We start from the raw sequence: 20922 nt of genomic DNA on the forward strand, positions 1-20922 counted from the left end.
TTTCAAGGCAACGAAGGCTCTGCCGGATCAGGCAGAAAGAATCGCGCTGTCAGCCAGCATGTCGCCATTGCCGTGAGGAACAGCACGACCATTCCGAACATCTCATCGGAAAACGTCGCTCCCTTTACGTCCGATACAACGGCCAGGACAAACGGCGTCACCCATAAAGTGGCCAACGCGGCACCCGACAGCGCAATCACTGAACAGGATCGGCTCGTCCGCTTGACCTTCATCAGTGCAATCACCATTGCGAACAACAAAAACGGCACAAGAAATACCGCCTCGGCGAGCAAGGGGCCGAGGAACGGCATCAACATCAACTCCCCTCCCACGACCTCACCCATCAACCGTGGATTCATGGCCAGATGGAAGATCGTTGCAAGGGTCTTGATAATGCTACCAATGAAACCCGGGACCAGTGGACAGAGAAGAAAGGCCAGGAACACTTTCAGACGCGGATACTCTTTCACATCACTCAAAGACTGAGTCCTTATTGAATAAAAAAGATGACCAAAAAGCGGGCTTTCCTATCGAATAAAAAATCCGCCCTCTTTTGCTTACTCAACTAATAACGAATCCATTTTCCTGTAGGTATCAATTTCGGACTATCAGGATCAACCAAATAAAGCCATTCCGGATCATGCTCCAATGTACCGACCAAAACACCTAACGCGTTTGGATTCCCTGGTATTTCCGTGTGGTGCGCTATTCCAATATAGTTTCCAATACCAGAAGAGTTTTGCAGTTGAAAACGCAAAGAGCCATCAGCATTGTAGATCGCCGCATTGTCAGGACAGTTAAAAAACCAAGGAAACTCAGGTGTACTGAATTTTGAAGGCTCTTCATTAAAAACCACCAAAACCCCTGTTCTATCTTCAAGGAGATAAGGCATTTCACTGACATGAAGACGTATCTCAACGCCATTTTCAAGAACAAGATATCGTTCAAAACGTACGACTATGTGCTCTTGCGCATAAAGCGCATATTTCTTCAAATCGTCGAAGCTGGTTGAGGTTCCGGTCCAACTGACGAAATCCTCAAAGAGCACTCCATCATCGAACTCCCACTTCGTTCTAATTTCGCTGATCAACTGGCTCACTACAATGACCTCACCGAGTTCATATTAACTTCATACAGCTCAGGATTAGTTCGTGGCGCCTTATCCATGAAATTCACCTGATGGCCGCCACCAAGCAAGCGAACGTTATTCTTCGCATTCCACATATCGCCCACAGTACCCTCACGAAGCCCGACAACTAGAAAAGGGGAAAATTAAATCAAATAAATCCGTCCCCTTTTTTTAGCGTTTAGCGTTTAGCGTTTAGCGTTTAGCGTTTATCCACATTATTGCTTCGGCGCATCCATTCTCGGCGGCTTTGTTAAGATACCTGAGCTGCTCTTGTTTAAGGTTTGGCGGCGACATCTGAGCCGATAAGCGCATATAAAGGTTGGCGCGAAAGTTTCTTTCGTCTAACGATACGATCGTGAAAAGAGACTGTCTATCGCTGAAGATATCGCATGTCGGTAGCATCGTTGGTTGAGGGTAGTATTTCTTATAAATAGTTTCATTTTTAGGTAACGCCTCGATGAGTGAGCGGAACCCAGGGGTTTTAGTCTCATCGGAGCATATGAAAAACATTTGTAACCCCGCCGGAGTAAATCCATTGCTCAAACTGGACTTCAGCAGGGTACAGGCTTCTTCTTTGGAAAGTTGATTGCTCGACGCCATAAATGCTAGGCGATACTGCGCAGCTGGGTTGCCAGCCTCAGCTGAGCGCTTGAGCAAAGGCATCCCTTCCTTTAAAAGAACTTGCACTTCATCCTTATATTGTTGCTTCTTCTGCGGTGGGAATTTCTCGTTGATAGGTAACTGATCACGGGCAATATACAAATTACTAGTCAGCTCATCAACTTTCTCTAGATAAGGTAGCGCTTTGAAGTACAAAACCTCACCTTCTTCGGAGACTTTAAAGTTGCTTGCGCTCGCGAGGGCGACTGAAAAAACAGAAGCAATAGCGAAACATATCTTAATTGAGACCTTTAACACTGAAAATACGTCCTTTTTTACTTTCGCCAAGATCAAGGCTATAAAAGAATTGCAAAAAGGGGACAGATTTATTAACTCAAATAAATCTGCAGCCGTTTCTCTCTCAATAACGAATCCACTTTCCTGTAGGTATTAGCTTCGGATTGTCAGAATCAACCAAATAAAGCCACTCCGGATCATGCCCCACTGTTCCTACCAAAACACCAACAGAATTAGGATGTCCAGGCATCGCACCTGAATGCATCGCTCCTATGTAGCTGCCTTCACCATAAGGATTGCACAACTGAAAGCGTAATGAACCGTCAGCATTATAAATAGCAGCGTTGTTGGGATACCCAAAAAACCATGGAGCTTTGGGACATTTGAATCTATTTGGTTCCTGTTGAAAAACCACCAACACCCCTGTCCGATCAGGGAGTATGTATGGGATACCCGCAGCTAGGAATCGGACCTCCGCCCCGTCCTCTTTTACTATAAATGTCACCATATCTACTACTGGACTAACATTTATATGCCTAAGTTGCTTCATTTCAACTTCAAAATCAGTGCTGCATCCCTGCCAGTCGTAGAACCTTTCAAAAACCGTTCCATCAGCATGGACTATCTCATTCCGCACACAGCAAACAAGATTATTCATTTCAACAACCTCAACCTTTCATCACCATATGACGGACCAAAAAGGGGACGGGTTTGTTAAATTAAATAAATCCGCAACCTTTTTTCCTAATATATACCTAACAACCTAAATAACAAAAGAGGACAGATTTATTAAATCCATTTTCCTGCGTCTGCAATCACCTTTAGTGTCAAGAGTTCAAATCCGGCCAACTCGTCAACATCCATCGTTACGCTTCCCGCACCATGACAGGACTTCTTCAGGTGCGCTAAATCATCAATCCAGGATGGGTCTCTTAACATGCCACCTTCGCATGATCGGCCAAAACCCACCACCCAGGATAAAGTCCGTCGCATACTTTCACCTCATCAATTCAAAAGAGGACGAGTTATTAAACCAAAAAAAAACAGGCCTTTTCATGAAAAAAAAAACGCTAGAAAACCAAATCAATCGAACCACTCGCGATAATTTTATCAGAGGTAAAATCCAGTGTATCCGAGACGACAACTAACGACCTTAACTCCTCGGGAAAGTCTTCAACCCCAGCATGTACAGTTGGGACTAAAAATCTAAAATAATCCCCTGCCACCGTATCCTCTTTACATCCCACCGGATAGTCCTCGCCAGGAACAGAACTTTCCACTGCATGATAAATGTAAAATCCTTTAATTGACGGAATTGAATACTCCGAGAGTTTTTTATCAGAACCCGACCGTTCTGAAACTATCAACTGTACGTCCTTGCGTGAATGAGCGTTACGATACCTGCGAAATGAATACATATCCAACAAAGTCCGACCTGCTTTACTTTCTGGATAATCAAAAAAATCTGACGATTCCTCCCACATAAACTCGTTTATACGATCAAGCTGCGCCTCCAAACCTAGAACATCCAACAATACAGACGGGAGGCGACCAAAACAGTTATTCACCATAACTGCTATCAATCCATTTTTGTCCATGGCGAACCAAGTGATTATTTCTCCATAACCAGGCTGCCAGTCTTTATTCAGTGACATTACTTGCCCTCCGACCAGGTAGTACTGCTATTTGCACCAACACCGATAATAGCGTCTTTTTTAATTCCACCCTCATCTGTAATTTCACACGGGCGCAGAGCACAGATGCAAAGGGGACGAATCATTTAACCCTTCCTTATTGTTTACTTCCAAACAAAAGTGGACAGATTTATTAAATTAAATAAATCCGTCCCCTTTTCTTTATTTTTTTCTACTTGCTCTTCAAGCAGTTGGCGCGCTCGAAAATACCAATCCTGATGACATCCGCCAGATAAAACCAGCAAGATGACCCGCCACATGAAATTCTCTACTGGGCGCTCAAAAACGTTTTCAAATTGGTAATCGACATATCCCATTATCTGCTCATGAGGCCAACCCTTCATCACCGCATGATCACGGCACCCCTCGTAATAACGCTCCAGCGCCTATGATTTAAGGACTTCGTAAGTAACGCGCTCTTCGTGCAACATCTCAGGTTCCTTTTTTCTTGGTTAGACGAATTACACCACCCTTATCAAAAACATTGACTAACAAAAGGGGACAGATTCATCTAATCAAATAAACCCATCCCCTTTTTTGTCCTTTTAATTTTTTGGTCATTTCGATAAATCCGCACTTGGAGCACCACTCACGACTGTAGCCGCAGAGTCACAGATCATAAAATTAACTTAGTGCAAAACGTATAAAAACGTTACGGATTTATTAAATTAAATAAACCCGCATCTTTTCCTAATCTTAAAAAACACATCCAACTAGACTGAAAACCTTTTTGAATAACGCTCCTCTAATCTTTCAGCAGATCTTAAAACACTACCTCCTTCGTCCGGAAAGTAGTCAGAGTACACATTAGCTGCAATTTTCATAAGGAAAACGTAGTCACCCACCGGGATGCTTGAAGTCTCCACTTCGCCCAAAAATAAACTGACCTCATCAAAACTTTCTGGATCATCCCAGTCCTGATCAAGGGAGTAAAAAAAGCCTTCACTCACTGAAAATCCATATCCCCGTGAAGCGTCGTGAATAAACGCTGGAAAATTAGTCTTCCCTCTAACTATAGCAGCCTCTATCAAATGGTAAAGATCTTCATAATCTAAACCAGTTGAAGAAAACGAATTCTTGAGACTCTCAAGCCAAACCAAATTATTCATCATTTTGTCCTCGGCGGCATAGTAATAAATGAATTCGTTATTTCTCCACTCTTGCTATTGCGCGTCACCTGAAAGTAATAACCATCAACATTAATACTAGCCTCCCTCAACGTTGGAGTGGCTTTAAACAACGACTCGGCTTTAACTGCTGCCCTACTAGACATATCAGCAACTTTACTATCAGGCAAGACCTTCGGATCGTAAGTCGTTTTTGTTGATGTAGGCTTATAACCACCTATCAACTCGCCCTTAGTGTTGGTTCTAGGTAACTGATAGCTATACTCAACAAGGCCAGGATAACGGACGTCAGTAATTTTGTTGGAGATTTTCGCTCCGGTTATTTCAACCGACTCTAGGAAGGCATCGACATTGTGAGCACCCGAAATCGTTCCTGCCTTACTATTTCGCACGCCTATCTGTGTGTTGTGACCAAGAACAGACTCGCCGAAGTCCTTCAAAAAGGTAGAAGTTGCCTGACCTCCAATCGTGGCTGCCCCTTCCGTACCTACTGCTGCTGGCCTTACAACTGCCGCGATCTCCTCAGCCGTCAGTTTAACCCCAGTTTTCGCTTCTATCTCCATCAAGCCGCGAAGATCACTTAGCTCTTTGGCTGTCAACCCTCCTGCCGCGGTCCCCAATCCGACAGGAAGTGCTTCCGCCATCCCTGCCTCGGCTGTCCAGATAGCGACTTCGTTTGCGCACAACACTGGGTTGGCTGCGCAGGAGGCTGCAGCTCTCGTGGTCAACTGTCCAAGCAAACCAATCGCTTCGGGCGCAAGAGCAATGATCCCCGCTGCAGCCAACATTTTCACCGCATTAGCCGGATCCCCTTTCGGAAGGTGGTCGAGGGAAGCCCGCGTCCTGGCGTTGGTCGAGTCGGCGATATTGCTATGGAGGAATTGATCTGTAATCCCTGTTTTGTCATTTTGCCAAAGTTTGTTTAATTCACGAGAGCCTTCATCAATCTCAGCCTTGATCTTCTCGCAATCACCGGTCGCCCAACAGTTATTAAGCCGCGCCGTGTTGGCCGCATCACGCCTGGCAAACTCAGCTCGAACGGCATCACAGTTGTCTTTACATTCCTTGAGCGCCTTTTCCAGGTCTTTTACATCCTGATGACTCAAGTAGTTGTATTGAGTACCACTCTGCGCGATTGATGACCCAAGCTGCAGCTTGTCGGCATCGGCATTCGGATCCTGCACAGCGGTCGTCAAAACCCCGATCAGTTGTGAGTTCATCAGCAACAATCGTTCTCTATCGTCCTTCGACATTCCGGAATACGCCGACGCCAGGTCGGCGACCAGCGCTTCGTTGACTCCGGCTGCCAAGGCGCCCGTTTTGAAGTCCCCACCCGAGGCCAGTGAGCTCAAGCCCCCCATCAGCGCATGCAGGCCAATCTTCTCCAGACCACCGTCCTGCAGGTGGTTGCTCACCCCGATATCACCCACCAGGTTGAAGCCATAGGCGGTAAACGCATTTACCAGGCTTTTTTGCACCGCATCGCCCAAGCTGCCTTCACGGCCCAGGGCTTTGTTGAGCAATGCCGAGGTGGAATTTTGCAACAACTGGTTTTCGGTAAAGTGCGCGATACCTTGCAGGCTGCTCAAACCACCGGAATCAGCAACAACAACTTTGCCGGTATTGGCCAATGCGCCTTTGGTGGATTCCGTGAGCGCGGGCGATGTACCGGTCGTGCTGCTGGTCCAGTCATTGAAGAAACCGGTGGTCAGACCCGCAGTGCCTCCGGCCACAATGTAATTCTTCAGGTTGTCGGCACTGAAGGTTTCTTTGAGCGCCGCTCCGAGATTGCCTTTGTTGTTAATGGTGCTGACGGCTGCGGTACTGGTTGCCGAAGTAATCATGGCGGTGAGTGCCGCGTTCGCCCAACCTGCTGCCACTGCCTCACTGGTGGCCGTCGCGGCCAAACCAGCGGACATCGCTGTGCCGGAACCAGCAGTCGCGCCGGCCCCCACAAGGCCTGAAGCCGCACCAGCCGTGAAGTAGGTGACGATGATTATGATGATGATCATCGCAGGGCCACCCAACCCGGAATGGCTTTCATTCCAGCGGTCATGCAGCTCTTGGACTTGACGCCAATCCACATCATTTCGCGCTTCGGCGTCTTTCAACCAGGCCATACTCGGGTCGGCTTGCACCATGGCGTCGATTGCCTGACTGACGCTTTGCTGGTTGATCTGTTTGATGTCTATGTGAAGCCCGTCAACCGCTTTAATAAGCGTCTGACCTTTGGCAATCAGTTGGCTTTGGCGCAATGTTTCATCAACCTGGCCTTTGCTTTCCATGCTGGTCCAGGCCGCGCTACTGCTGCTCTTGTCGTGGCTTTCCTGATGCGAATCCTTCACGGCCTCAAAAGTGATGCTGCCACCGCTGTCCAAGGTCAGGTCTTTACCACTGTTTAGCTTGGCACCCTGATAGCGCTGATCCCCCTCGCTGACCAGCGTGAGATTGCCCCCGGTCTTGATCTCGCTCCCCACATGAGTGATCTGGGTAACTTCGTCGCGCTTCGTTTTCTTGGCGCCGAAACCACCCTTCTCCTTCATGTCGTACAGGGTGTAATCCTTGTTCTGCGCTGCCAGCAGATTCAGGTCATTACCCGCATACACATAGGCTTCATTGCCCGCGCTGATCTTGCTCGCCACCAACGTGGTATCGCGACCGGAAGTGGTTTTTACGTCGCCGCCCGCAATGAACTCGGCGGCTTTCTGGACGGTGTGGTTGTCTTCTTCGTGGACGCGTTTCTTGCCACTTTTGCTGTTGGTCTCGACATTGTGTTCGTCGCTCGCCGAAGCCATGTTCAAGTCTTGTTTCGCGTCGGCAAGCAGATCGCCTTTGGCTTCTGCAGTACTGGCAAGGACGTTGATGTCGCGACCGGCGTCGAGCTTCAGGTTGCCGCCACTCTTCACGCTGGACGCGAGGTTTTCCACGGTTGTGGTGACAGTCGAGCGATGTCCGCCGTTCTCGATCGTGTGGATCTCGTTGACGTTCTGAACCGCCAGTAAATTGATGTCACGAGCCGCGCTCAGGTCTGCATCAGCGCCGCTGGTGATCGTGCCGGAGTTGGTCAAGTCACGGCCGGACTTGATGCTCAGCGTATCGCGGGCGCTGATGCTACCGCCGTCGTCAAGTGACGTGCGCAACCCCTGCCCCGGGCTGTAAGTCACGGCGGTCCGGTCGTTGACGATGTCACCCTTGAGGGTGCTCAGGCTGACCTGATTGCCGCGAATATCACCGGCCAGCGCATTGCGGATGCTGTCGGTGGCCATCAGGCTCAGGCGTTCGTTGGCCTCGACCAGACCACCGTTATAGAGGCTGCCTTTGACGTCTGCCGTGAGGTTATTGGTGGCCCGCAGAGTGCCGACGTTGACCAGGTCATTGCCGGCGATCATTTCCAGATCACGCCCCTGAATCAGGCTGCCACCGCGCACGTTGCGGGATTCGGCCTGCGCCAGATACAGCACCGGCACCAGCACTTTCTGACCATCGACGACGCGCTCTTCCATCCAGACAATGTCGTGCGTCAGCGCCGCCACCTGCTCGGACGTCAGGGTGACACCCACCGCCAGATTCAGCTCGTTTTTGCTGGCGAGCGCGTTGTCCATCAAATAGCGGAACTGCTCGTAATCGTTGTTCAAGCCGCCGGCCAGAAAACGCTGGCCGGTCTGAGCCAAGACGGCATCGCTGATCAAACGCGATTCGTAGCGGCCGTCGCCGAGGCGACGGGCAGCCTCATCCGCGCTGAAATTGAGCTTACCCAGCAGGTAGTCCGAGCTCATGAATGGCGCGGTCTGAGTCAGTTCCGGATTGGTTTCGATCAGGTAGCGGCTCTGCGGATTCGGGCTCTGCACGAACATGCCGTACGGGCCTTTCGGAAGCCTGAAAGTCGAAGACGCGGTTGGATCTACGGCAGCAAACGGTACTCCACGGAAATCAACCGGGACGAAGCTGATCTGCTTCACGCCGTCCGCATCCACCCTTTCGATGCGAGTGACGTCCTTGGCGACCTGAACGCTGGCGGCGCTGCTGCGCTTGCCCAGATTGATGTCGACGACACCCACACCGGTGGCTTTTTCGCTGTCCAGATTTCCGGTGAGCTGATCGTAAGTATTGTTGTAGAGCTTGCCGTTCTGAATGGAGTCAGTGACGTTGAGGCTTACCGTTCCTCCCGCCTGAAGGGTGGCCGGATACAAGGTGTTGCCATTGGGAGACCAGTTTATTGGTACGTTGCTAGGGTGGGAGAAACGACTGTCATTGGTTACGGCGACCAACTCGTTGAAGCGTGCCTCATCGAAATTCCCCTGCTGCGTCTGCGCATTGAACGCTGGAACTTCGATGAACTCCATCCGATCCCACAGACTATTGTCGATCCTGCCAGGCGTGCCAATCGATTCTGTTGAAGTGCCTGAGCGCGATTCCGCGCCGAGGTTTAACAAGCGGTCGGCGGTTACCGTCAGGTTGCCGTTGGCAGCCATCATGCTGTAGCGGTTTTCGACATTGCTGGCATGAATCGTCAGGTTTTTGCCCGCGACGAAGCGTGATGCGGTCGAGTCTTTGAGGACCACATCGTTATAGGTCCGATCAATAATGATCGTGCCTTTTTTCCAGCCATCGTGGCCACCGCAATGCTGCCCGCAAATCCATCTGATGGAGCCGGAACTGCCGCCCTGCGACATTTCGAAAACCGACTTGGCGTTTTCCACCGACATCGCATTGATGTCGATATCCCCTTCGCCCTCGACCGTCCCCGACAAGTTGCTGAACAACGCAGCACGACCACCACCCACGGCGTCGACCGTGAGATTGCCCCGGCTGTAGATGTCGCCGTAATAGTTGTTCAGGCTGTTGCCATGCAACTTCATCGTGCCGCCGCTGAACAGCAGCGTATCGGCGCCGTTGGAGATGCCGTTGGCGGCGTTGAATTCCAGATTGCCCTGGGCGCCCAGGGTGCCTTTGTTGTTGATCTGTGCAGCCGTCACCGTAAGGTTCTGGTTGGCGATCAGGCGGCCTAGGTTGTCCAGCGTGCCGCGCAAGGTCATCACGGTATCGCCACCGCTGACCAGCCGCCCGTCCTGTTGAATCAAGTCGTTGGCGTTGATGGTGAGCTTCTGCTGAGCCGACACTCGACCACTGTTGATCAGGTTGCCGCCAAGGGTCAGCGTCAGATCGCCATCGCTGAGCAGTTGCCCGGCGTTGTTCAGATTGGCGACATTCAGGTTCAGCGCCGAAGCACTGGCGATGCGATCCCCGACATTGAGGTTCAAATCCTGCGCACTGGTGTAAGTCAGCCCACCATTGAGTTGCCAGGTGCCCACACCATTGACCGCCGCGACATCCCAGACGCCGTTGCCCAGACCGGTAAGGCTGCCCTGCGTGCCGGTCAGGTTATTCAGATCCAGGTTGAACAGCCCTTGCGCGGCGTGACGCACGCTGCCGCTGAGGTTGTTGAGCTGGGCGCCAGCCAGTTCCAGATCCTGACTGCCGATCTCGATGACGCCGTTCTGGTTGTTCAGGTTGCCGTTCAGTTTGATCTTGCTGGAGGTGCCGCCCAGGGCACGAATCTGCCCGCCAGCGCTGTTGTCCAGCTGGACGCCGCTCAGTTGCAGATCCGCCGCCGACTCGATCAGTCCGCCCTGATTGAGAATCTGGCCGACCGCTTCGAGACCCAGCCGATTGCCGCTGATCTCACCACCCGCGTTATCCAGACGGGTGCCATCGAAAGTGACCTGACCTTTGCCGAAGAGCTTGCCGCCATGGTTGATCAGGCGTGTCACGGTCAACTGCAAATCGCCCAGCAGGCTGGAGATCAAACCAGCCTTGCCATTGACCGCGCTGTTATCGAGGTCGGCACTGGTGATGTCGAGCGTGTCAGCCTGAAGCGTGCCACCCTGGTTTTGCAGGTTGCCGGTGCCCAGCGCGAGTTCTGCGTGGCTGCCATTGGCGAGGATTGCACCCTGCTGATTCAGCACGGTGCTGCCGACGATTTTCAGACCATCGCTACCTGCAACAATCTGGCCCGCATCACGGTTGTCGATGGACGTACTGGTGATGTCCAGGCGCTGGCCGCGCAATGTGCCGCCGCGATTGTCGAGTTCGACCAGTTGTTCGAGCAGCAGGTGTTGCTCAGCGGCGTCGACCACGCCCGTGACGTTATTGAAGACACCGGCAATTTTCAGCGCAATGTCGCCGCCCGTACCGACGATGCCGCCCTTGTCACTGTTGTTCAGTCGGGTCGCGTTGACTTCGATGGTTTTGCCGAGCAGAACACCGGCACTGTTGTCGACCGTATCGCTTTCGATGTACAGGTCGGCATCGCTCTGGATCCGGCCCTTTTGATTGAGCAGTTGCGACTGACCGGCGACGGTTCGCTTAAGAATCAACCGGGCCCCGTCAGCACCCGCGGCCAGCAGACCGCCCTCGCCATTATCGAGGCTGGCCGCTTGCAGGTTGAGGCGATCGCCGATCACCCGCCCGCCACGGTTATCGATGTGACCGTTGCGAGCGACCAACAGCAGCTGTTGCGCGGCCACCACACCTTTACGGTTGTCGATACTGCCGGCGTGAACATCCACGTCACCCTGGCTGGCTTGCAGTCGACCCAAGGCATTGTTCAGGTGCTTGTTGACGACCAGCGTGAGCTTGCCGGTCTCGGTACTGATCGCGCCCTTGTCATTGCGGGTGAGATTGTCCAGCGTCGCATCGACAACACCGCCGAGCAGTTGGCCGTTGGTGTTGTCCAGATCGCGTGCGGTCAGGTTCAGGGTCGTGTTGCCCTGAATCAGGCCCTGAGTGTTGTCCAGGTCTTCGCTGGCCAGCACGCTTTCATCCGATGAAATCGTGCCTTGGGAGTTGTCGAGCTTGCCGAGACTGGTGACCTCAAGGGTTTTGCCGGTCAGGCTGGCATTACGGTTGTCGATGGTCTGGGCAGCGACGCTCAATCGATCCGAGGCTTGAACCTTGCCAGCGTGGTTATCGAGATCCTGATCCAGTGCCAGATCAAGATTGCCGTTTTCGGCACTGATGACCCCCTTGCTGCTGTTATCCAGTCGGGTGCCGGTAATCCGGATCGAATCGGCGGCCAATGTGCCGCCCTGATTGAGCAACTCGGCGCCCGACACAACGAGGTCGGTCTTTGCCTGGATCTTGCCTGTGCCATTGTTCAGACGTTCGCGGGCGACGACCTTGGTTTCGCCCTGGCTGGCAGCAATCAGGCCGCCAGCGTTGTCGAGTTGCCGGGTATCGATATCCAGACGTCCGGCGATGATCTTGCCGTCGTCGTTGTGCAGCGTCCGCGCATTGAGTTTCAGACTGCCGCCGGCGATTTCGATACGACCTTTGCGGTTGTCCAGACTGTCGACGGAGAGCGTTGCCGCCTGGCCGTCGGCGAAGCGGATCAGACCACTGAGGTTGACGATTGCCGGGACGTTGAAGGCCAGGCGGGTCTCGCCGTATATCCGTGCGTCAGCCCCTTGGTTGAGCAACCGAGTGGCGCTCAGCGCGACGTCTTTGGCCTGGACGATACCGTTCTGGTTATCGAAAACACCTGCGGCACTCGCGCTCAGCGAGCGACTGGCCAATACACTGCCACGGTTGCTCACGGCGCCACTGTTGAGGGTGACATCGCCATTGCCGTTACGGCTGTTGTCCGCGTTCACCCCGGCTTCGATCACGCCGGCGTTGGTCAATGTGCCGCCGTTGGTCAGGTGAACGCTGTCCCTCGCGGCAAGGCTTTGCTGGTTAACCAGATCCTTAGCGGTTTGCACGGTCAATTGTGTGCCCGCGTAAACGGCCTGCTGCGCCTCAAGACTGTTGGCCTTGATGTCGACCGCATTGCTGGCCGTGGCCTTCGCCATCGTCAGTTGGCCATTGGCGTCGATCTGGATATCCCCGGCGCTGGCCGCCAGCTCGCCTGCCAGTTTCACGCCAACACCGGCCTCGGTACCGACCAGTTTGATCGCCCCGGCATACATCCCACCGAGCGCCGAAGAGTCGATCGCCAGTTGCGGTTTGGCGCTGCCGTCATCGGCACGCGCGGTGGCGTTGAGCGTTTCGGCGTTTACATCGTTGCGACCGGTGGTGATGTTCAGGCGTTTGGCGTGAATCTGCGCGTTGATCTGCGCACTGCGGGTGAGGATTTCAAAGCTGTCGACAGCGCTGGCATCCAGACCTTTGCCATCGATGGAGACGCTGCCCTGATCGACCTGGAATCGATCCAGCCGTCCCGTGCCATCCAGTACCGGCTTACCTGTGGTCAGGGTCACACGCGGCGTATTGATGAAGCCGCAGCCGTTGCAACTGATGCCATACGGGTTGGCCACGATCACCCGCGCCGACTGCCCCGCCACTTCGGTGTAACCGCGCAGTTGACTCGGGCTGCCACCGTTGACTTCGTTAAGGATGGTTTGCGCCGCCGCGCCGCGCAGGTTCGGGTTGCCGAGAATGATTCCGCCGATCTGCGTCAGCTGAGTGCGGCTGGTCGCGTTGTTGAGGATGACGCCTTGAGCATCCACGTTGTAATCGTGGAACTGGTTGTGCGAAAGACCCGCGCCGTTGGGCGTGGCGATGTTGATGATCGGCACGCCATTGCCTGCCCGGTCGAGCGTGGTGCCGGGCGCACTGACCACGATTCCGTCTGCCTGTGCCCACATCGGCTGCCAGAACATGACGTTGGCCAGCAGGAACGCCATTCCGCGTTTGGGCATGCCCCAGAAGTGTTCACGGTTTTTTAAGGCAGCAGAAGGCTGACTGGCCAGAAAGGCCAGTTGGCGGAAGTTCATAGCAGAATCTCGGAAAGGGCAAAAACTAGAGGAAGAAATCCACGCGGAAATAGATCGGTGCTTCGCGCTCGGTCAGCACGTCAGGGCGTTCCAGGGAGTGGGCAAAGGTCACGCTGGCCGCAACGTGTTCGCCCCGGGCAAACAGTTCCAGCGAGTTGCTCGACATGCGCCCATGCTGGTCACCGTTGTAGCGGTCACCACGGATCACGCCCTGATCGTAACCGAGGCTGGTGCCGTATTCCGCGAACACCGGGCGCAGCCATTCGGCGTTGATCGGGCGCGACCAGCGCAGGTCGTTGCGCCAGTAGCCACCGCTGTCACCAGACAGCGATTGATCCTTGTAGCCACGGATCGAAGACGACCCGCCGAGGCTGGTGCGTTGCGGGCTGAACAACACGTCTTCGCTGCGCTGACCGGTCATCAGGCTGCTGAAGGTGAAGGACTCGCCCCCCACTTTGAATGGCTGCAGATAGCTCAGGGTGGCGGTGTATTTGCGGTAACGCGCATCCGGCTCGCCGGGACCCGGATCATGGCTGCCCTGAGCGTCGAATGCACCGATGCCTTCCTGCATGCCGGCGTCGAAGTTGACGAAGGCGCTGCCGATCCGCCGCCCGTGGTTGAAGCCGAACTGCGCTTCGCTGATGCGGTTGCTGCTCAGCTTGAGCTTGCTGTCTTCGATGAAGTTGTTGGTGCGCAGATACGACAGGCCGGCGTTGAGGGAGGTCTTGCTGACCGAGTCGCGGTGGATCACCCGCTCGGCGCGCAGCTGATGGTTTTCGCTGTCGCCGGTCTGCTTGAAGTTGTAGCCGTTGGCAGCGATTTGCGAGCGGTACTCACTCTGGCTGTAGGTGTAGCTGAAGTTCCACCAGCCCCACGGCAGGTTGTAGTTGAGCATGGCGTTGTTGGAGGTGTGCTGGTGATCGGTCATCGCGTCATGACCGCCGCGCAACGACAACTGATCGGCCAGACCCAATGGGCTGTCCCAATCGAATGTTGTCCCCCACTGCTGCTCACCGGTGCTGCGCTGGCCGTCGTTGCTGCGCGACAATCCGGTGCGCCATGGTTTTTGCGGGGTATTGGTGACCAGTACTTCACTGCCGCCGACGTTCTTGCCCGGCGAAAGCTCCATCTTGGCCTGGTTGGACGGCAGGCGATTGAGCTGATCGACCATTTGCTCGATCTCGCGCAGGTTCACCAGCTCACCGGCCTTGCCGGGAAACGCCATCGACAACTCACGCTCCGAGAGCTTGCTGTTGTCGGCGCCTTTCAAGCCTTCGAGCTTGCCCTCGACCACCAGCACTTTCAGGTGCCCACCGGACAGATCCTGCTGTGGCAGATAAGCACGGCTGGTCACCCAACCCTTCTCGATGTAGTGATCGGTGATGACCTTCAGCACTTCATTCAGCTGAGGCACACCGAGACACTGGCCGATGTAGGGTTTGAGCAAACGGCTCTTGTCGCTTTCCGACAAGCTGTCGGCACCTTTGAGCTCGATGTCGTTGATCTGAAAGCAACGGTTGTCGATGGGGGCTTCCGGCTGAGCCGGTTTGGCCTCTTTGCCGGGCAGATCCTTGAGCTCTTCGAGGCGCCGCTGCTGCTCTTCGAGCAGCCGGTTCTGGCGTTCGCGGATCAGGTCGGTTTCACCCGGGGTGGGTGCTGCAAGTGCGGTTTGGAGCGGAGAAAGGCATAGCAAAGCCAGGCACAACCTCGCCACGAGGGCGGGTGAGGACATGTTCGATCCCTCGAGACGGAAACTGATATCAAAATAATGGCGCGATAGTAATGAGCCACTATTCTGACGTCAATTTTTGTCATTACTAAATATGTATTGCCGACCAGCGGCATCAGTAAAAGTCTTCCGGAATCGGTGAATCACATCACCTCAATGCTCAACCGCCAGTTTTGTCGCCACATCTTCCGGCGCCAGCACCCGGCCATCGACTGCCAGCAACTGAAGCTTCCTGATCGGCTGACGCTTCTGCGCATCCACCATCACCGACCCCGGCTCGCCAGGCTCGAACATGAACTCACCACCCCACTGCGACAACGCAACGATCACGGTTTGCAACGCCCGGCCCTTTTCAGTCAGCACGTATTCCTTATAAGCGCTGCCATCGGACGCCGGCACCAGGCACAAGATGTCGCGTTCCACCAGCCCTTTGAGCCGGGTGCTCAACATGTTCTTGGCGATCTCCAGGCTCTTCTCGAAATCGCTGAAACGACTAATGCCTTCCAGCGCATCGCGGATGATCAGCAACGACCACCAGTCACCGATCAGGTCGAGTGTCCGGGCGATCGGGCAGGCATTGCCCGCAAGGCTTTTGCGCTTCATTTCGGGTGTCTCCGGCAAAACGGCAGGTTCGATGCGGTTGCATCTTACAACTCATGCCGCCAAACCGTTAACGCGTGCGCCACGAAACTTAGCACCTGCGTACAAGTGGCCAATGCCCTTTGTCGCGATAGTGAAGGCTGCCATCACGGCATCCACGCAGGCCCACACCCAAGGAGTTTTCATGAGCACGTTCACGACCCAAGACGGCACCGAGATCTATTTCAAGGACTGGGGCAGCGGCAAGCCCGTGCTGTTCAGTCACGGCTGGCCGCTGGATGCCGACATGTGGGAATACCAGATGGAATACCTGAGCAGCCGCGGCTACCGCACCATTGCCTTCGACCGTCGTGGTTTCGGGCGCTCCGAGCAGCCGTGGACCGGCTACGACTACGACACCTTTGCCGACGACATCGCGCAACTGATCGAGCACCTGGATCTGCGTGACGTGACCCTGGTCGGCTTCTCCATGGGCGGCGGCGATGTCAGCCGCTACATTGCACGCCACGGCAGCGAGCGCGTTGCCGGGCTGGTGTTGCTGGGCGCGGTGACGCCGCTGTTCGGCAAGAAACCGGACTTTGCCGAAGGCGTCGACAAGTCGGTGTTCGACGGGATCAAGGCTGGTCTGCTGAAGGATCGCGCGCAGTTCATCGCTGACTTCAACGCCCCGTTCTACGGCACCAATCAGGGTCAGAAAGTCTCCGATGGCGTGCTGACGCAAACCCTGAACATCGCCCTGCTGGCCTCGCTCAAAGGCACTGTGGATTGCGTTACCGCGTTCTCGGAAACCGACTTCCGCCCGGACATGGCGAAAATCGACGTACCGACGTTGGTGATTCACGGCGATGGCGATCAGATCGTCCCGTTCGAGACCACCGGCAAGCAAGCGGCCGCGCAGATCAAGGGTGCCGAGCTGAAAGTCTACGCAGGCGCGCCCCACGGCTTCGCGGTCACCCATGCGCAGCAATTGAATGAAGATCTGCTGGCGTTTCTCGATCGCTGAGTTCTTGTGATCTGAACACACCTTGAAAAGGGCCGCCGACAACCCTGTCGGCGGTCCTTTTTTTGTTGTCCCGGATTCCGGTGCCAGGTCGAAGCCCCGTATTTACGGGGCTTTCAGGCCTCTGCATCACGTTTTTATCTTCACATGCCAGCTTAATAATATTTTACCGATAACCACCCCCTCCCTAGTCTGATCCCAAGCACAGAGAACAGGTCGACAGTGACCTGAATCCAACGGCCTCGTGAGAAGGGATCAGAGATGACCACTGAAATAATAAAAACAGACACGCTTGTTGTCGGCGCCGGTCAAGCGGGTGTGGCCATGAGTGAACACCTGAGCAAACTCGGTGTGCCGCACCTGGTGCTGGAGCGCAGCCGCATTGCCGAACGCTGGCGCACCGGGCGCTGGGACTCGCTGGTGGCCAACGGTCCGGCGTGGCACGACCGGTTTCCGGGGATGGAATTCGATGATGTCGATCCGGACGGTTTTGCCCACAAGGAACGTGTCGCCGATTACTTCGAAGCCTATGCGAAGAAATTCAACGCGCCGATCCGCACCGGCGTCGATGTGAAAAGCGTGGTGCGTAACGTCGGGCGCCCGGGCTTCACCGTCGAGACCTCCGAAGGCGTGATCGAAGCGGCCCGCGTCGTCGCTGCAACAGGTCCGTTCCAGCGTCCGGTGATCCCGGCGATTGCGCCGAAAGATGAGCGCCTGCTGCAGATTCACTCGGCTGATTATCGCAATCCGCAACAGTTGCCGGCCGGTGCGGTCCTCGTAGTCGGTGCCGGTTCGTCGGGCGTGCAGATCGCCGATGAATTGCAGCGCTCGGGCAAGCAGGTTTACCTTTCGGTCGGCGCCCATGACCGCCCTCCTCGCGCTTACCGCAACCGTGATTTCTGCTGGTGGCTGGGCGTGCTCGGCGAGTGGGATCAAGCCGCAATGAAACCCGGCCGCGAGCACGTGACCATCGCCGTCAGCGGCGCCCACGGTGGCCGCACCATCGATTTTCGTGGTCTGGCCCATCGCGGCATGACTTTGGTCGGCGTCACCGAATCGTTCAGCGACGGCGTGGTGACCTTCAAACAGGACCTGCGCGACAACCTCAAGCGTGGCGACGAGAACTACCTCGCGCTGCTGGATGCCGCCGACGCCTACATCGAACGCAACGGTCTGGATCTGCCACTGGAACCGGAAGCCCGCGAAACGTATCCGGATCCTGAATGCGTGAAAAACCCGCTGGCCGATCTCGATCTGGCCGCCGCCGGCATCACCTCGATCATCTGGGCCACCGGGTTTGCCGTGGACTATTCCTGGCTGAAAGTCGCCGCGCTCGACGACAACGGCAAACCGCAGCACCAGCGCGGCGTGTCCAGTGAATCGGGCGTGTATTTCCTCGGTCTGCCGTGGCAGTCGCGACGCGGCTCGTCGTTCATCTGGGGCGTGTGGCACGACGCCAAGCACGTGGCCGACCACATCGCCACCCAGCGCAAATACCTGGCCTATCGCGATGCCGAACAACGCGAAGCCGCGCTGCACAACAACGCTGTCGACACCGTCGACGCTTGATTTCCCTCTTCAATCCCGGCGCCCGTCGCGCCGGGTCCGACTTCGTCAGGAGCCTCACATGAGTCAGCCAACCCACACCCGCATTCGCATGTTCAACACCAAGGACACTTACCCGAACCAGACCCTGGACAACGACCTGTGCCAGGCGGTGCGCGCCGGCAACACCGTGTATGTCCGTGGTCAGGTCGGGACCAATTTCGACGGTGAACTGGTCGGCCTCGGCGACCCGCGCGCGCAGACCGAACAGGCGATGCGAAACGTCAAGCAACTGCTCGAAGAGGCCGGCAGCGACCTGAGCCATATCGTCAAGACCACCACTTACCTGATCGACCCGCGCTACCGCGAGCCGGTGTACCAGGAAGTCGGCAAATGGCTGAAGGGCGTGTTCCCGATCTCCACCGGGCTGGTGGTGTCGGCTTTGGGTCAGCCGCAGTGGCTGATGGAGATTGATGTGGTTGCGGTGATTCCCGAGTAATTCGACCTTAGCGAAAGGAGGCCACACATGACATTTTCCATCGCCGCCCGTTGCCCCGAAACCGGTCAGTTCGGCATCGCCATCAGTTCCTCCAGCATTGCCGTCGGCGCCCGCTGCCCGTGGCTGTTGCCGGGTGTCGGCGCGGTCTCGAGCCAGAACATCACCTTGCCGTCGCTCGGCCCGGAAGTGCTCGCCTTGATGGAGCAAGGCCTGGCGCCCGAGGCGGCGCTGGACAAGGTGCTGACCCGCAACGGCTACAGTCAGTACCGGCAGATCACGGCGATCAATCACCTCGGGCAGACCGCGCATTTCAGCGGCGCGCAGACTCTGGGCGTGCACAACGCCGTGTCGGGCGAGCAATGCGTGGCGGCCGGCAACATGCTCGCCGGGCGCTCGGTGATCGAGGCCATGGTCAGCGCGTTCGAAGAAGGCGAAGGCCAATTGGCCGATCGCCTGATCAAGGCCTTGCACGCCGCCCAGGCCTTGGGTGGTGAAGCAGGCCCGGTGCATTCGGCAGCCGTGGTCGTGGTCGGTGAACTGACCTGGCCTATCGTCAACCTGCGGGTGGACTGGGCCGATGAAGACCCGATCGGTCAATTGCAGAAACTCTGGGACGCCTATCGCCCGCAGCTTCAGGACTACATCGACCGCGCCCTCGATCCGGCCAAGGCGCCGGGCTACGGGGTTGCCGGAGACGACCGATGAGCGACAGCGTCGCGTTGCTCAAGACGCTGGTGGGGTTCGACACCACCAGCCGCGAGTCCAACCTGCAATTGATCGACTTCGTGCGTAGCTACCTCGAAAGCTTCGATGTGCCGTGCGAACTGATCTACAACGATGAGCGCAGCAAGGCCAATCTGTTCGCCACGATTGGCCCGGCCGATCGGCCGGGCATCGTGCTGTCGGGGCACACCGATGTGGTGCCCGTCGATGGCCAGCCATGGACGCTGCCGCCGTTCGAACTCAGCGAGCGCGACGGCAAGCTTTACGGTCGCGGCACGGCGGACATGAAGGGCTACATCGCCTGCGTGCTGGCGTTGGTGCCATCGTTGATCGAAGCACCGTTGCGCCTGCCGGTGCACATTGCCCTGTCCTACGACGAAGAGGTCGGCTGCCTCGGCGTGCGCTCGCTGCTCAAGGTACTGGAGCAACGTTCGGTCAAACCGCTGCTGTGCATCATCGGCGAGCCGACCGAACTTAAACCGGTGCTCGGGCACAAGGGCAAACTGGCCATGCGCTGCGATGTCCAGGGTCATGCCTGTCACTCGGCCTATGCGCCACTCGGGGTGAACGCCATCGAATGCGCCGCCGAGCTGATCGGCGAGCTGGGACGCATCGGCCGACAGCTCAAGGATGAACACCTCGATCCGCGTTTCGACCCGCCGTACTCCACGGTGCAAACCGGCGTGATCAACGGTGGCAAGGCGTTGAACATTGTCCCCGCCGATTGCCGTTTCGACTTCGAAATCCGCGCCCTGCCCTCGCAGGATCCGGCAGTTGTCGCCCAGCAACTCAAGGCCTACGCCGAACAGCAGATGCTGCCGCGCATGCGGGCAGTCAGCGAGCAGAGCGATATCCGTTTCAGCGAACTGTCGGCGTATCCGGGGCTGGCTACCGATGCCCGAAGCAAGGCTGCCGAGTTGATCGCCACGTTCTGTGGCTCGGACGATTTCGGCACTGTTGCGTTTGGGACCGAAGGCGGACTGTTCGATGCGGTAGGGATTCCCACGGTGGTGTGCGGTCCCGGCAGCATGGATCAGGGCCACAAGCCGGACGAGTTCGTCAGCGTCGATCAGCTCACGGCTTGCGATGAAATGCTGCATCGAATGTTGGCGTCTATTCGCCTTTGAAATACCGGTCTGGCTGCTGGATCAAGTCCGCAGCCGAGCCGCAATAACACCGACAGACAGCTGCTCCGATGGAGGTCA

General features: G+C 55.8%; 15 protein-coding genes. 5 read left to right on the top strand and 10 right to left on the bottom strand.

The features are described 5' to 3' along the window. Positions 1–2: 2 nt before the first annotated feature. From M5G18_RS07775 to M5G18_RS07820, 10 genes are all read right to left on the bottom strand, one after another. Positions 3–470 (bottom strand): hypothetical protein, encoded by a 468-nt coding sequence (locus M5G18_RS07775; protein WP_273897603.1) that lies wholly within the window; start codon positions 468–470, stop codon positions 3–5. Positions 471–565: 95 nt separating this feature from the next. Then, the gene (locus M5G18_RS07780; protein ID WP_273897404.1) at positions 566–1099 is read right to left on the bottom strand and encodes a hypothetical protein; all 534 of its coding nucleotides are present in this window, start codon (positions 1097–1099) and stop codon (positions 566–568) included. 222 nt (positions 1100–1321) lie between these two features. Continuing rightward, the gene (locus tag M5G18_RS07785; RefSeq protein ID WP_273897405.1) at positions 1322–2077 is read right to left on the bottom strand and encodes a hypothetical protein; all 756 of its coding nucleotides are present in this window, start codon (positions 2075–2077) and stop codon (positions 1322–1324) included. 73 nt (positions 2078–2150) lie between these two features. Then, positions 2151–2684: a hypothetical protein gene (locus tag M5G18_RS07790; protein ID WP_273897406.1), complete on the bottom strand. Its 534-nt coding sequence runs from the start codon at positions 2682–2684 to the stop codon at positions 2151–2153. 412 nt (positions 2685–3096) lie between these two features. Further along, positions 3097–3681 (bottom strand): hypothetical protein, encoded by a 585-nt coding sequence (locus tag M5G18_RS07795; RefSeq protein WP_273897407.1) that lies wholly within the window; start codon positions 3679–3681, stop codon positions 3097–3099. A gap of 143 nt (positions 3682–3824) precedes the next feature. Next, positions 3825–4037: a hypothetical protein gene (locus M5G18_RS07800; protein WP_273897408.1), complete on the bottom strand. Its 213-nt coding sequence runs from the start codon at positions 4035–4037 to the stop codon at positions 3825–3827. Between the two features lie 396 nt (positions 4038–4433). Beyond that, a complete protein-coding gene (locus tag M5G18_RS07805; RefSeq protein ID WP_273897409.1) occupies positions 4434–4829 on the bottom strand; it encodes a hypothetical protein in 396 nt (131 codons plus the stop codon). After that, positions 4829–13621 carry a two-partner secretion domain-containing protein gene (locus M5G18_RS07810; RefSeq protein ID WP_273897410.1) on the bottom strand — a complete coding sequence of 2931 codons (8793 nt, stop codon included), beginning with the start codon at positions 13619–13621 and terminating at the stop codon, positions 4829–4831. Before M5G18_RS07810 ends, M5G18_RS07805 begins: the two co-directional genes overlap by 1 nt. Before the next feature lie 25 nt (positions 13622–13646). Beyond that, positions 13647–15353, bottom strand: a complete 1707-nt coding sequence (locus M5G18_RS07815; protein ID WP_273897411.1) for a ShlB/FhaC/HecB family hemolysin secretion/activation protein — start codon at positions 15351–15353, stop codon at positions 13647–13649. Between the two features lie 150 nt (positions 15354–15503). Next, positions 15504–15953: a winged helix-turn-helix transcriptional regulator gene (locus M5G18_RS07820; RefSeq protein WP_273897412.1), complete on the bottom strand. Its 450-nt coding sequence runs from the start codon at positions 15951–15953 to the stop codon at positions 15504–15506. Positions 15954–16134: 181 nt separating this feature from the next. On the opposite strand from M5G18_RS07820, the gene M5G18_RS07825 reads away from it, so the two are divergent. The 5 genes from M5G18_RS07825 to argE all read left to right on the top strand — a co-directional run bounded on the left by M5G18_RS07825 (position 16135) and on the right by argE (position 20844). Continuing rightward, positions 16135–16953 carry an alpha/beta fold hydrolase gene (locus M5G18_RS07825; protein ID WP_273897413.1) on the top strand — a complete coding sequence of 273 codons (819 nt, stop codon included), beginning with the start codon at positions 16135–16137 and terminating at the stop codon, positions 16951–16953. A gap of 258 nt (positions 16954–17211) precedes the next feature. After that, a complete protein-coding gene (locus M5G18_RS07830) occupies positions 17212–18519 on the top strand; it encodes a flavin-containing monooxygenase (RefSeq protein ID WP_273897414.1) in 1308 nt (435 codons plus the stop codon). A 58-nt stretch (positions 18520–18577) separates the two neighbouring features. Next, positions 18578–18994, top strand: coding sequence for a RidA family protein (locus M5G18_RS07835; protein WP_007950460.1), 417 nt, complete (start codon positions 18578–18580; stop codon positions 18992–18994). Positions 18995–19021: 27 nt separating this feature from the next. After that, positions 19022–19699 carry a DUF1028 domain-containing protein gene (locus M5G18_RS07840; RefSeq protein ID WP_039766940.1) on the top strand — a complete coding sequence of 226 codons (678 nt, stop codon included), beginning with the start codon at positions 19022–19024 and terminating at the stop codon, positions 19697–19699. After that, a complete protein-coding gene (gene argE, locus M5G18_RS07845; protein WP_273897415.1) occupies positions 19696–20844 on the top strand; it encodes an acetylornithine deacetylase in 1149 nt (382 codons plus the stop codon). The genes M5G18_RS07840 and argE overlap by 4 nt, the downstream gene beginning before the upstream one ends. The last annotated feature ends 78 nt before the right edge of the window (positions 20845–20922 follow it).

Source organism: Pseudomonas aphyarum, assembly GCF_028657055.1.
GTDB classification, from domain to species: Bacteria; Pseudomonadota; Gammaproteobacteria; order Pseudomonadales; family Pseudomonadaceae; genus Aquipseudomonas; species Aquipseudomonas aphyarum.